General features: G+C 56.4%; 11 protein-coding genes. 10 read left to right on the top strand and 1 reads right to left on the bottom strand.

Annotated elements, in window-relative coordinates:
• Positions 1–105 precede the first annotated feature (105 nt).
• Positions 106–834 carry a DUF481 domain-containing protein gene (locus HUO07_RS12865; RefSeq protein WP_101146933.1) on the bottom strand — a complete coding sequence of 243 codons (729 nt, stop codon included), beginning with the start codon at positions 832–834 and terminating at the stop codon, positions 106–108.
• 154 nt (positions 835–988) lie between these two features.
• Here HUO07_RS12865 and HUO07_RS12860 point away from each other — a divergent pair, with 154 nt between their 5' ends.
• From HUO07_RS12860 to urtE, 10 genes are all read left to right on the top strand, one after another.
• Entirely contained in the window at positions 989–2674 is a 1686-nt protein-coding gene (locus HUO07_RS12860) for an ATP-binding protein (protein WP_176303906.1), read from the top strand.
• A gap of 80 nt (positions 2675–2754) precedes the next feature.
• Entirely contained in the window at positions 2755–3498 is a 744-nt protein-coding gene (locus HUO07_RS12855) for a response regulator (RefSeq protein WP_176303905.1), read from the top strand.
• Between the two features lie 200 nt (positions 3499–3698).
• Positions 3699–4691 (top strand): Bug family tripartite tricarboxylate transporter substrate binding protein, encoded by a 993-nt coding sequence (locus HUO07_RS12850; RefSeq protein ID WP_176303904.1) that lies wholly within the window; start codon positions 3699–3701, stop codon positions 4689–4691.
• On the top strand, positions 4691–5143 hold the full coding sequence (locus tag HUO07_RS12845) for a tripartite tricarboxylate transporter TctB family protein (protein WP_176303903.1): 453 nt from the start codon (positions 4691–4693) through the stop codon (positions 5141–5143). Before HUO07_RS12850 ends, HUO07_RS12845 begins: the two co-directional genes overlap by 1 nt.
• The gene (locus HUO07_RS12840; protein ID WP_101146827.1) at positions 5143–6672 is read left to right on the top strand and encodes a tripartite tricarboxylate transporter permease; all 1530 of its coding nucleotides are present in this window, start codon (positions 5143–5145) and stop codon (positions 6670–6672) included. Before HUO07_RS12845 ends, HUO07_RS12840 begins: the two co-directional genes overlap by 1 nt.
• Positions 6673–7100: 428 nt before the next feature.
• On the top strand, positions 7101–8462 hold the full coding sequence (urtA, locus tag HUO07_RS12835; protein ID WP_176303902.1) for an urea ABC transporter substrate-binding protein: 1362 nt from the start codon (positions 7101–7103) through the stop codon (positions 8460–8462).
• Between the two features lie 103 nt (positions 8463–8565).
• Positions 8566–10200, top strand: a complete 1635-nt coding sequence (gene urtB / locus HUO07_RS12830; RefSeq protein WP_176303901.1) for an urea ABC transporter permease subunit UrtB — start codon at positions 8566–8568, stop codon at positions 10198–10200.
• Positions 10201–10203: 3 nt separating this feature from the next.
• Positions 10204–11376, top strand: coding sequence for an urea ABC transporter permease subunit UrtC (gene urtC, locus HUO07_RS12825; RefSeq protein WP_176303900.1), 1173 nt, complete (start codon positions 10204–10206; stop codon positions 11374–11376).
• Entirely contained in the window at positions 11373–12209 is an 837-nt protein-coding gene (gene urtD / locus HUO07_RS12820) for an urea ABC transporter ATP-binding protein UrtD (protein WP_176303899.1), read from the top strand. Before urtC ends, urtD begins: the two co-directional genes overlap by 4 nt.
• Positions 12209–12916, top strand: coding sequence for an urea ABC transporter ATP-binding subunit UrtE (urtE, locus tag HUO07_RS12815; protein WP_176303898.1), 708 nt, complete (start codon positions 12209–12211; stop codon positions 12914–12916). Before urtD ends, urtE begins: the two co-directional genes overlap by 1 nt.
• The last annotated feature ends 31 nt before the right edge of the window (positions 12917–12947 follow it).

Below are 12947 nucleotides of genomic sequence, written 5' to 3'. Positions count from 1 at the left end.
AGCACAGTATACCGCCAATATAGACCAACGTCTAATATGTTTTATCTTGGTGCGTTTTAAGAGTGCAAATGCACACTGTTGGCGCGGTGGCATGCAGTGCCAAGCTCACCAACGATAAAGCAGCGACGCACTGGTGGTGCTGTCCGTGCGTTCGCTGGTGTCGTCGGGCGGCTGCGAGTTGTGCTTGATTTCGTGGGATAGGCGCAGCGACAGCTTTGAATTTAGCCTAGCGGTGAGCGCCGTTAGCGAGCGGGACGTCGTGTTCTGGTCGGTATACTCAAGGGACATTTCCTGTTCGATATCGGCGTAGTCAGAAAATTCCCAGCGGTAATCCAGCGCGGTGTAGGTCACCATCAAGCGCTCATCGTCGTAATCGCGCAGTCGATCATGACGATAGCCAGGGCCCGCTTCCAGCGACAACGTATGGGTGTCATTCTCAAGAATCTGGCGCCCATAACCGCCAATCGCTGACAACTGCTGGTCGTAACCGGCAAAGCGATCCTTCTCCCAGCGGGCAAACCCAAACAGGTAGTGGGGGCCATCCAGTTCATAGCGTTCGCGTCCTGCGACCAGGTACTGCTCGGCGCTGGTTTCGTTATCCTTACTCACATTGCGCACTTCACCACGCAAGGAGTAAGTAAACTTACCAGTCAGCCACGTCAGCCGCGTTTTGCCGATCAGGGTTTGACTATTGGTATTGCCTGAAAGGTGGGTAAAACCAAGCTCTGCATCGCCACTGAATACGGGTGCATCTTCCTTGGGCGGTGGTGGGGCATAAAACGGGTTAGCATAAGCGGCGGTTAACCACAGTGGCCAGCAGGCCAGCAAGAGCATCCATCGAACAATTCTCGCAACAATAGCCACTACATCCCTCCTTGGTTTCGGCAATCGAGCATTATATCAGCGAACGAAGGCCTAGGTTGACGGCGATTAACGCCGTCTGCTGGCGCGTGCCATAATGGTGCGGTCATGTATTTCGAGTCTATCTATGAGTGCTACTCGCCCCCGAACACTAGCCGAGCTGCAGCGCTGGCGCCGTACCCGCGCTAGGCGCAGTTGGTACAAACGCAGCTTTCGCCTGCAGGTAATGCTGCTGGTGGGGCTATTGCTGGCGGGCATGCTACTGGCACAGGGCACGTATCTCAATCTCCGCAAGGCGGAAATCATTAGCCAGCAGATGGGCGAACGGGCGCTGGCGGTGGCCAAAACGGTGGCGTCGATGCCGCAAATTATCAACGCATTTGATATCCCTAATCCCGCGTTTATTATCCAGCCGCTGGCAGAACGGGTACGCCAAGAAACAGGGGCGCGCTATGTCGTGGTAGGCAACGCCCAGAGCATCCGCTACTCCCACCCCGTGCCGGAAAGAATAGGACAACGGATGGTGGGCGGAGATAACGATCAGGCGCTGATCCATGGTCAGTTCTATGTCTCCGAGGCTACCGGTTCACTGGGCACCGCCATGCGTGGCAAAGCGCCTATCTGGGATGAAGAGGGCAATATTATTGGCCTGGTTTCCGTCGGCTTTATGATGGATCGCGTCGAGATGGACGTGGCGCGCTATAACAGCTTTGGCTGGATATTGGTGGCGCTGATGATCTGCCTGGGCTTTGCCGGTGCCTATTGGCTATCGCAGCACCTTAAAAAGGTCATTTTAGGCCTGGAGCCCTACGAGATTGCGCGGCTGGCGATGGAAAAAGAGGCCATTTTGCAGTCGATCCACGAAGGCATCCTGGCGGTTAACCGAGAAGGGCATATCACGCTGGTCAACCAGCAGGCGCGGCGTTTTCTTAACTTGGATGACGAGCATGTGCTGCTGGGGCAACCCATTCGTGAGGTGGTGCCCAATTCGAGGCTGCAGGAGGTGCTCCGTCGCGGTGAGCAGGAATTCGATCAGGAAATGTGGCTGGGTGATCATCCTGTTGTCGTCAACCGGGTGCCGATTCTGTACGAAGGAGAGATTGAAGGGGCGGTGGCCACCTTCCGTAGCCGTCGTGAGATAGTCGATCTCTCCCAAGCGCTAACCCAGGCCAGTCGTGACGTGGATATGCTGCGCGCCCAGGCCCACGAGTTTTCCAACAAGCTTTACACCATCTCCGGATTACTGCAGTTACAACGCATCGAGGAAGCCCTGGCGCTGATCCATCAGGAAACCGAGCGCGCCCAGGCGCAGATGAGCTTTTTAATGCGCAACGTGGCTGACGCCGTGCTTAGCGGCACGCTACTGGGTAAACTAACCCGCGCGCGGGAGCTCGGCGTGGCGCTGGAAATCGATGAGCAAAGCTCGCTCTCTTGCCCACTAACGCCCACCGGTCAAGAGGTGATGATGAGCGTGGTGGGTAACCTGCTGGACAACGCCTGTCACGCAGCGCTGAATGGGCCGAGTGAAGAGCCCAAAGTGCGATTGTTTTTTACCGATTTGGGCGAACAGCTGCTAATTGAAGTCGAAGATAACGGGCCGGGGGTGCCCGCTCAATTTGCTGAGTCGATTTTCCAGGAGGGTTTCTCGACCAAAACTGGCAAGCACCAGGGCATTGGCCTAGCGCTGGTGGCCAGGCTCTGCCGCCAGTACGGCGGCGCGGTGACGCTGGAAGAGAGTGAGTTGGGTGGCGCCTGCTTTATTGCAGTGCTCGACCGTTCGCTGTGCGCGCAGCAGTATCAACAACAGTTTTAACAACAGTCTCAAGAACAGTCTCAAGAACAGTCTCAACAACAATTTCAAAAACAGTGACCACAACGGCTAGGGGGAAAGTAATGTCTGATGGGCAGTACGGCATTTTGGTCGTTGAAGACGATTTTCGCATTGCTGATATCCACAGGGCCTTTATAGAACAGAGCGACGGTTTTTATGTAGTGGGTATGGCACGTAATGGCAGCGAAGCTAAAGCGCTCATGGCGGAGCATGCTGCCAGCATCCAGCTAATTTTATTGGATGCCTTTCTTCCCGACGTTGAGGGTTTAGAGCTGCTATGGGCGATTCGCCGCGACCATGTGCATGTGGATATCGTGATGGTTACCGCCGCCCGGGAAGTGGAAACCATCAGCGAAGCGCTGCGCGGTGGGGTGTTTGACTATCTTATCAAGCCCATTGAGGCCGCGCGGATGACCCAGATGCTGACCCGCTTTCGTCGCGAGAGAGAGGCGTTGGCCAATCGAGTCGAGATGAGCCAGGACGAATTGGATCACGTACTGGCGCGCTTGAAGCCCGGCGAAACGCCGCGTGCTAAAACTCAAACCTTGTCTCAAGCCCTGCCCAAAGGGATTGATCGGCTGACGCTGCGCCGGGTGATCGATTCACTGGCTGGCGCCCCTGACTCGCTTACTGCCATGCAGATGGCACGCATCATGGGCGCCAGCCGCTCGACCGCGCGGCGTTATCTAGAGTTCCTGGTCGCCGAGCAGGCGGTGAGTGCCGAGCTGGGCTATGGTGATGTAGGGAGGCCCGAGCGACGCTACCGATTGTTAGCAACGGCACACAAATGGCTAGATGCTCTCTAAGTACGTACTGCAAGTAAACAGGCGTGAACAAAATGAACAAAATGCCCATAAAGAACTTTTTGTCTTTTATGCGCACAAGCTTGTCGGTCAGGGCAGTGGTCTTCTAACGTTCGCGGCGTGCAGTCTCACAATAAGACGCCTCACACAACAACATCAATACAACCGCACCCACACAACAACACTGATACGTGGAGAACGCCATGACTCGTTTTAAACTCCTAACTCTGCTGAGCCTTCCGCTAGCGGCTGTTACCACCTTTTCCAGTACCGCTTCAGCCTTCGAGCCAGAAGGAAAGGTAGAGTGTATTGCGCCCTCTGACCCAGGCGGCGGTTGGGACTTTACTTGCCGTAGCGTAGGGAATGTCATGCAGGAACTTGATCTAGTTCCGGCGAATGTACAAACCATCAACATGGCTGGCGCTGGTGGCGGTGTGGCGTTTGCTCATACCGTCAGCAAGCGCGCTGGCGACGACCACCTGCTGGTTGCCGCGTCTACCGCCACGACCACTCGTCTGGCCCAAGGGCAATTCCCAGGGTTGACTGCCGATCAGGTCAATTGGATCGGAGCGCTAGGGGCGGATTACGGAATTATCGCCGTGGCCGCTGATTCCGAGATCGATGACCTCAATGAACTGATGGACTCGCTCAAGGAAGACCCGCGCAGCGTCAAATTCGCTGGCGGTAGCGCTAAAGGCGGTTGGGATCATCTCAAAGTGCTGATCGCTGCTCAGGCAGCCGATGTCGAGAACCTTCCGCGTATCGCCTACCTGTCGTACAACAATGGTGGCGAAGCATTAACCCAAGTGATCGGTGGCCACGTGGACGCCTTTACCGGTGATATCACCGAAGCCCAAGGGTTTATGGAATCCGGCGACTTGCGCGTCCTGGCGGTCCTCTCTGAAGAGCGTCTGCCTGGCGACTTGGCTGACATCCCCACCGCTCGTGAGCAAGGCATCGACGCCATTGGCCCCAACTGGCGCGGCTTTTATATGCCTGCGGATGTCTCCGAAGAAGCGCAAGCGTATTGGACCGATGCCATGGACACTATTTATGAAAGTGAAGAGTGGCAGAGTGTCATGACACAGAACGGTTTGATGCCTTTCCACATGACCGCTGGTGAGTTTGAAGAATTCGTACTTAACCAGATCAATGACATTGAGCAGCTTTCTAAAGATATTGGGCTAATTCAATAATGACCTTTAACGACCGCATCTTTGGGGTCCTGATGATCGTCCTGGCCGTCGCGTACGGCTGGGCCGCGACTCAGTTCCCGGAACCGTTTGGTGGGGCCGAAGCCGTCGGCCCCGACACTTTTCCGAAGTTGCTGGCCGTGGTGCTGGCAATTTCCAGCCTTTATCTGATTGTACGCCCTGATCCCGACAACGCCTGGCCTTGGAGCCGTACGGGTGTCGAGCTAATTATCGCCGTGGTGGTGCTGATCTTTTACGCCATGCTGCTTCAGCCGCTGGGCTTCATTATTAGCACCACGTTGGCGGTGGGGACGCTTTGCTGGCGAATGGGGGCTCGCCCGACCAATGCTTACATGACTGGGGCAGTCTCGGCAGTGGTAGTGTACTTCCTGTTCAGTTTTGCACTTGATCTCGCCTTGCCGCTGGGTCTGTTGTCATTCCTGGAGATGAACTAATGGAAACTCTAGGTTATTTGATGGATGGTTTTGGCGTTGCTCTGCAGCCCCATAACCTAATGTTCGCCTTGCTGGGTGCTTTTCTAGGCACCTTGATCGGCGCCTTGCCGGGATTAGGCCCAGCCAATGGTGTGGCCATCCTGATTCCGCTGGCGTTCAGTTTGGGACTCGCACCAGAAACCGCTCTGATTATGCTGACCTCCGTGTATGCGGGTGCCATGTACGGTGGGCGTATTTCATCGATTCTGTTGAATATTCCCGGCGATGAACCGGCCATGATGACCTGTCTTGACGGGTATCCCATGGCCCAGAAAGGCAAGGCTTCCGAGGCACTGGCAATCTCTGCCGTCGCCTCCTTTATTGGTAGTCTAATCGCCACTATTGGTTTGATTCTGCTGGCGCCACTGCTGGCTAATTTCGCCCTGACGTTCGGTCCGGCAGAATATTTCGCGCTCTTCCTGCTGGCGTTCGCTACCTTAGGCGGCATCACCGGCAAAAACCCTATCAAAACAGTGGTTGCCGCCTGTATCGGTCTAATGATCGCTACGGTGGGTATCGATAATACCGGCGTTCAGCGCTACACCTTCGGCGTGCTTGAACTCTTTGAAGGTGTCGACTTCATTATTGCTATCGTCGGTCTGTTTGCCATTTCCGAGCTGTTGTTCTTCATTGAGGAGCGTGCTGGCGGTGGTAAGGAGAAGATGAAGGTCAACAAACTTTCGCTCTCCTGGAAGGATATCCGCGACATTCTACCCACCAGTTTCCGTGGCGGGGTGCTGGGGTTTGTTGCCGGCGTGCTACCGGGTGCCGGTGCTTCGTTGGGTAGCTTCATCAGCTATACCCTTGAAAAACGTGTGTTGGGTAAGAAAGGCTATTTTGGGCAAGGCGACCCGCGCGGTGTGGCGGCGCCTGAAGCTGGTAACAATGGCGCGTCCAGCGGTGCTTTGGTTCCTATGTTGACACTGGGTGTGCCGGGTAGCGGCACGACAGCGGTGCTGCTAGCGCTGCTGATTTCGTTGAATATCACCCCAGGACCGTTGATGTTCACCCAGAATGCCGACATCGTCTGGGGCGTGATCGCGGCGCTGTTGATTGGTAACTTCTTACTGCTGATCCTTAATATTCCGTTGGTGGGCATCTTCGTCAAACTGCTGTCCGTACCACCCATGTACCTGCTGCCAATCGTCACGATGATTGCCTTCGTGGGTATCTACTCGATCAGCAACACTATCTTTGACCTCTACTTCATGGTGGCCTTTGGGGTGGGCGGTTACGTTCTGCGCAAGCTTGAGATTCCGCTGGTGCCAGTGATTCTTGGCTTGTTGCTGGGGCCTGAGATGGAAAAGAACCTGCGCCACGCCATGGATATCTCCGACGGCGACTGGATGATTCTTTGGGATAGCGGTCTGGCTATCGGCCTTTGGGTCTTTGCTGGATTGGGCTTGATCTTGCCTTATATTGTGGGTCCTCTCCTGCGTCGTGGGATGAAGGGAAAAACACCTTCTTCAGGCTCGCCTGAAAGCGATTGATACTTAAAGAGGTCAATCTTGAGCAACGGGGCGCCGACTTTCGTCGGCGCCCCGTTTTTATAAGTAGTACCTCTGAAAGATGGTCAGGCTTTTTTCTACTGCTTTTTGTAACTAAAGAGTAAGTATAAAGTTTCTAAATTGTATAAGACTAATCTAAGTGCCGAGTTGGTGCAGTGTTTCTTATTGGTGCATTGTTAAGGTGCTTTAATAACAGCTTTGCGCTTTATATTGGTGCGTTTGACGATAATTAGGAATATTTTAAGATAACTAAGTGGCTGATTCGTTAACTATAAGTGGGCGTTGTGCCAATCTGGCGCATCCCTTGCAGGTGTTAAGGGCTAGTGGACGTATTGGGGAGCTAACACAACAACCCCAAGTGCGAAGCCAACCATCAAGCCCCACTCATAAGGGGTGCAAGGAGATTAACAATGAACACTCTCAAACGCTCGACACACCCGCACCGATTCCTTTCAAGTGGCCGTTTCGCCACCGCGCTACTCACCGCCGCGGTCATGGGGGCCAGCACCCAGGCCATCGCCCAAGACGATGACCCCATCAAAGTCGGTATCCTGCACTCCCTCTCTGGCACCATGGCGATTAGCGAAACTGTTCTGAAAGACACTGTCGAAATGCTCATCGAACAGCAGAACGAAGCCGGTGGTTTGCTGGGCCGCCAGTTGGAAGCAGTGGTGGTGGATCCTGCTTCCAACTGGCCGCTGTTTGCCGAACGTGCCCGTGAGCTGCTGGCCCAGGAAGAGGTTGATGTCATCTTCGGTAACTGGACCTCGGTATCGCGTAAATCGGTACTGCCCGTTGTCGAAGAGCTTAACGGTCTACTGTTCTACCCGGTGCAGTATGAAGGCGAAGAGTCTTCTGAAAACGTCTTCTACACCGGCGCGGCACCTAACCAGCAGGCGATTCCTGCGGTTGAATACCTAATCAACGAAGTGGGTATCGAGCGTTTTGCGCTGGTGGGTACCGACTACGTCTATCCGCGCACCACCAACCGTATCCTCGAAGCGTTCCTTAAGGATGAGCACGGCATCGCGGATGAGGACATCATGGTCAACTACACGCCGTTCGGTCACTCCGATTGGCAGAACATCGTGGCGGAAATTCGCCGTTTCGGTGAAGAGGGTAAACCCACTGCGGTAATCTCGACCGTGAACGGCGACGCCAACGTACCGTTCTACACCGAGCTTTCCAACCAGGGCATCGATGCGGCCGATATTCCGGTCATCGCCTTCTCGGTGGGTGAGCAGGAACTGACCGGTATCGATACCGCGCCGCTAGTGGGCCACTTGGCTGCCTGGAACTACTTCATGAGCGTCGATAACGACGATAACTACGACTTTATCGATGCCTGGATCGAGTACACCGGCGACGATATGGCCGTCACCAACGATCCCATGGAAGCGCACTACATCGGCTTCAACATGTGGGCCGAAGCGGTTCGCAAAGCGGGCACCACGGATGTCGATACGGTGAAAGATGCCATTATCGGTGTGACCGTGCCTAACCTCTCCGGCGGCTATGCGGCGATGATGCCCAACCACCACATCACCAAGCCGGTGTTGATCGGTGAGATTCAGGACAACGGCCAGTTCGATATCGTTTGGCAAACGCCGTCTACCGTGGCGGGCGATGCCTGGTCTGACTACCTGCCTGGCTCGCGTGACCTGATTGCCGATTGGCGCAAGCCGATGGAGTGCGGCAACTTCAACGTCGTGAACGGCTCGTGCGGTGGCAGCACCGCAGCAGAAGAAGCCGAAGCGGCACTCGCCGAGTAAGGCATAACCCCCTTGCCGCGCCGTGGTTCGAGGTTGGCGCGGCAAGGAGCACGCTATCTTTCCCTCTTAGATAACCGTTTTTAATAACCAAAGGAAGAACCCCATGAGGCGTTTCCTTTCCTTGGCGCTGCTCTGCTTCCTGCTGTTGGGGGCCACCCTCACCGCGCAGGCACAAACAGACACCGCTAACAACTCTGGTTCTGACAATACGGGCGCTAACGACAGTGCCGCCCTTGAATTGCTAGAAGCACTGGACGTTGAGTCTTACACCGCCAAAGGCGAAGCCATTACCGCGATTTTGCAAAGTGACGATGAGCGCGCTCGTGATTGGTTGCAGGCCTTGCTGGATGGCCGCCTACAGCGCACCGAAGACGGCCGCTTTGTACTGGTATTGGAAAACCGCGGCCGCGACTGGCCGGTAGCCGATGTACTGACCGGCGAAGCGTTGGGCGAGATGTCCCGACGTGATCTGGAGCGTATCGGCATTAACAACAACCTGCGCAATCAGCTGCGCAGTGCCATCGCGGTCGTTGACCTCTACTCGCCTAATGTGGAGCGCCGTCGCACCTCAGCCGAGCGCCTGTTAGGTGAAGTAGACGGTGAGCTGGTGCCCACGCTTGATGACTTGATCGAACAGGAAGAGGACGAGCAGGTGCGCTACCGGCTAACTCAAGCCGTGGCGATCTACCGCGCTGAAGCGGGTGAAATGGCTGGGGTTGAAGCGCTGGACGGCAGTCTTCACCCCCGCTCTCGCGTGGCGTTGAGCCGGGCAGCCAATAGCGATGATCCCATCGTCGCCAATGCCGCTGCCGCTTCCCTGGCGGGCATCGAGCAGCAGCTCAAGCTCAATCGCGGCCTGGAAACCCTCTATTTCGGCTTGAGCCTTGGTTCGGTACTGGTGCTGGCCGCCATTGGCTTGGCGATCACCTTCGGGGTCATGGGCGTGATCAACATGGCCCACGGCGAGCTGATGATGCTGGGCGCCTACACCACCTGGGCGATGCAGCAACTGCTGCCCGGCCAGCCGGGCTTGGCGTTGATTCTATCGATTCCCGCTGGCTTTATGGTTGCCGCCTTAGCAGGCGTGGCGATCGAGCGCGGCGTGATTCAGTTCCTAAAAGGCCGCCCGCTGGAGACGCTGCTAGCAACCTTTGGTATCAGCCTGATTTTGCAGCAGTTGGTGCGCACGGTGATTTCTCCACTCAACCGTACCGTCATCACCCCCGAGTGGATGAGCGGTTCATTGGTAGTGAACGATGCGCTGTCGCTGACGCTCAATCGCATGGTTGTGCTCGGCTTTGCGCTAGTGGTGTTTGCCGGCCTGATGCTGATTATGCGCCGTACACGGCTGGGGCTAGAGGTACGTGCTGTCACCCAGAACCGCGCCATGGCGCGCTCCATGGGCATTCGTGCCACTCGCGTTGATATCATGACCTTTGCGCTGGGCTCCGGTGTGGCCGGGCTTGCCGGTGTCGCGCTTTCCCAGCTTACCAACGTCGGCCCTAACTTGGGGCAGAACTACATCATCGATTCCTTCATGGTGGTGGTATTCGGCGGCGTGGGTAATCTCTGGGGCACGCTGGTGGCCGGGCTATCGCTGGGTGTCATCAACCAAGTGCTGGAACCTTGGGCAGGCGCAGTACTGGCCAAGATCATCGTGCTGGTCTTCATCATCCTATTCATTCAGAAACGCCCGCGTGGACTCTTCCCGCAGAAGGGCCGGGCTGCGGAGGGCTAAACGATGTCACTAACGACCGAATCATCGACGAATTTTTGGCTAACACGACCCTTCAGTGAACGCTCCACGCAGATATTTCTGGGTGTGCTACTGGCCGCGCTGGCGCTGGTCACACTCCTGCACGTGGCGGTGCCACCGGGGAATCCGCTGCATGTGGGTGCCTATACCGTCAACCTGTTTGGGAAGTACCTGAGTTACGCGTTGCTTGCCGTGGCGGTGGATCTGGTGTGGGGCTATTTGGGCATTTTAAGCCTGGGGCACGGCGCCTTTTTTGCCATCGGCGGCTACGCCATGGGTATGTATTTGATGCGCCAAATTGGTGACCGTGGCACCTACGGCCACCCGGTGCTGCCCGATTTTATGGTGTTCCTGAACTGGGACAGCCTGCCGTGGTTCTGGCACGGCTTTGATATGGCCTGGTTCGCCTTTGCCATGGTGCTGCTGGCGCCTGGGCTACTGGCGTTAGTATTTGGTTTCTTGGCGTTCCGCTCACGGGTCACCGGGGTGTATCTGTCGATCATTACCCAGGCGCTGACCTTTGCCTTAATGCTGGCCTTCTTCCGCAACGAGATGGGCTTTGGCGGCAATAACGGTCTGACCGATTTCCGCGAAATCGTTGGGTTTGATTTACGCAGCGACGCCACGCGGTTAGGGCTGTTCCTCGCCACTGGCGTTGCGCTGGCGCTGGGCTATATCCTCTGCCGTGCGATTGTCACCAGCAAGCTGGGCCGGGTCAGCGTGGCTACTCGCGACGCCGAAGCGCGCACGCGCTTTCTCGGCTACCGGGTCGAGCGCTTTCAACTGTTTGTGTTTGTGGTATCGGCCATGCTGGCGGGCCTGGCCGGGGCGCTTTACGTGCCACAAGTGGGGATCATCAATCCCAGCGAATTCTCGCCGATTTTCTCCATTGAGATTGTGCTGTGGGTCGCACTGGGCGGTCGCGCCACGCTGTATGGCGCGGTGATTGGCGCCATTTTGGTCAACTACGCCAAAACCATCTTTACCGGTGTCATGCCCGATGCCTGGCTGTTTGCCCTGGGCGCGATGTTCGTACTGGTCACGGTGTTTCTGCCCAAGGGGGTGGCCGGGCTGTTTCGCTATCTCAAGCGCCGTAAGCGCGAGGATCAAACGACGGATCCTGACCATCAACACACGTCCAAGGAGGCCTCCGCATGAGTTTGCTGCAATCGCTGTCCCAGCGTGACCGGGTGTTCGATTTCATGGCGCCTCAGGCCTCACCGGTGGACGTTCGCCACGGGCCGATTCTTTACATGGAAGATGTCACCGTCAGCTTCGATGGCTTTAAAGCCATCAATAATCTCAACCTGACTATCAACGACGGTGAGCTGCGCTGCATTATCGGCCCCAACGGGGCGGGCAAAACCACCATGATGGATATCATCACCGGCAAAACCCGACCCAATAGCGGCAGCGTATGGTTCGGCAGCCGCCACAACCTGCTGCATATGAACGAGCCCGATATCGCCAGCCTGGGCATTGGCCGCAAGTTTCAAAAGCCGACGGTATTCGAAGCGCTCTCGGTGTTTGAAAACCTGGAATTGGCCATGGCCGCCGACAAGCGTATTTTCCCCACCCTAACTGCCCGCATGACCGGCGAGATCAAAGACCGCATCGATGAAGTGTTGGAAACCATCGGCCTGAAGGCGCTCCGCCATCAGCCTGCGGGCATTCTTTCCCACGGCCAGAAGCAGTGGCTGGAGATTGGCATGCTGCTGATGCAACGCCCGCGTCTACTACTGGTGGATGAACCGGTGGCGGGTATGACCGAGCAAGAGATGGAGCGCACCGCCGAGCTGCTCACCGGCCTGGCAGGCAAGCAGTCGGTGGTGGTGGTGGAACACGATATGGGTTTTGTGCGTTCGATTGCTCGCCAAGTGACCGTGCTGCACCAAGGCAGCGTGCTGGCGGAAGGCACCATGGATCAAGTCTCCAATGACCCTAAAGTGATCGAGGTCTATCTGGGTGCCGATGACGAGGAGGCCGCCTAATGCTAGCCATTGAAAAGCTCAACCAGTTCTACGGCGAAAGCCACACCCTGTGGGATTTAGACCTTGAAGTGCCCGCCGGGCAGTGCACCTGCGTGATGGGGCGCAACGGCGTGGGTAAAACCACGCTGCTGAAAGCCGTAATGGGTGAAGTGGTGGTCAAAAGCGGTGAGCTGCGCTACACCGCCGAGACTGGCGAGATCCAACTGACTAAAAAAGCCATTGAAGCGCGCTCGCGGTTGGGGATTGGCTACGTGCCCCAAGGGCGGCAGATATTTCCGCTGCTGACTGTAGAGGAGAATTTGCGCACCGGCCTTGCCGCCCGCAGCGACGGGCTGAAAAAGATTCCCGAGCGGGTCTACGAGTTGTTCCCAGTGCTCAAGGAGATGAAAAACCGCCGTGGCGGTGATCTATCCGGTGGTCAACAGCAGCAGTTGGCTATTGGCCGTGCGCTGGTGATTGAGCCCAAGCTACTGATTTTGGACGAACCGGGGGAGGGCATTCAGCCCAATATCGTCGCCCAGATCGGCCAGGTGATTCGCCAGTTGATCAACGAGGATGGTTTAACCGTATTGCTGGTGGAGCAGAAGCTACCCTTCGCCCGCAAGTACGCCGACCGCTTTGTGATCATGGATCGCGGCCGTCCGGTAGCCAAAGGCGAGATCAGTGAGCTTTCCAATGAGCTGATCAAGCAGCACCTGACGGTTTAAGTTATCCACACCCGGTTACCGCCTGCCCGGC

The sequence above is a fragment of the Vreelandella maris genome (genome assembly GCF_013371085.1).
GTDB classification, from domain to species: domain Bacteria; phylum Pseudomonadota; class Gammaproteobacteria; order Pseudomonadales; family Halomonadaceae; genus Vreelandella; species Vreelandella maris.
Note: the sequence above shows the minus strand (reverse complement) of the source record. Positions and strands in the feature narration are given on the sequence as shown.

Bases quoted from the DNA above. Each gene is read 5' to 3' on its own strand.
- HUO07_RS12865 (WP_101146933.1), bottom strand. From the start codon at position 834: ATGCTCTTGCTGGCCTGCTGGCCACTGTGGTTAACCGCCGCTTATGCT.
- HUO07_RS12860 (WP_176303906.1), top strand. From the start codon at position 989: ATGAGTGCTACTCGCCCCCGAACACTAGCCGAGCTGCAGCGCTGGCGC.
- HUO07_RS12855 (WP_176303905.1), top strand. From the start codon at position 2,755: ATGTCTGATGGGCAGTACGGCATTTTGGTCGTTGAAGACGATTTTCGC.
- HUO07_RS12850 (WP_176303904.1), top strand. From the start codon at position 3,699: ATGACTCGTTTTAAACTCCTAACTCTGCTGAGCCTTCCGCTAGCGGCT.
- HUO07_RS12845 (WP_176303903.1), top strand. From the start codon at position 4,691: ATGACCTTTAACGACCGCATCTTTGGGGTCCTGATGATCGTCCTGGCC.
- HUO07_RS12840 (WP_101146827.1), top strand. From the start codon at position 5,143: ATGGAAACTCTAGGTTATTTGATGGATGGTTTTGGCGTTGCTCTGCAG.
- urtA (WP_176303902.1), top strand. From the start codon at position 7,101: ATGAACACTCTCAAACGCTCGACACACCCGCACCGATTCCTTTCAAGT.
- urtB (WP_176303901.1), top strand. From the start codon at position 8,566: ATGAGGCGTTTCCTTTCCTTGGCGCTGCTCTGCTTCCTGCTGTTGGGG.
- urtC (WP_176303900.1), top strand. From the start codon at position 10,204: ATGTCACTAACGACCGAATCATCGACGAATTTTTGGCTAACACGACCC.
- urtD (WP_176303899.1), top strand. From the start codon at position 11,373: ATGAGTTTGCTGCAATCGCTGTCCCAGCGTGACCGGGTGTTCGATTTC.
- urtE (WP_176303898.1), top strand. From the start codon at position 12,209: ATGCTAGCCATTGAAAAGCTCAACCAGTTCTACGGCGAAAGCCACACC.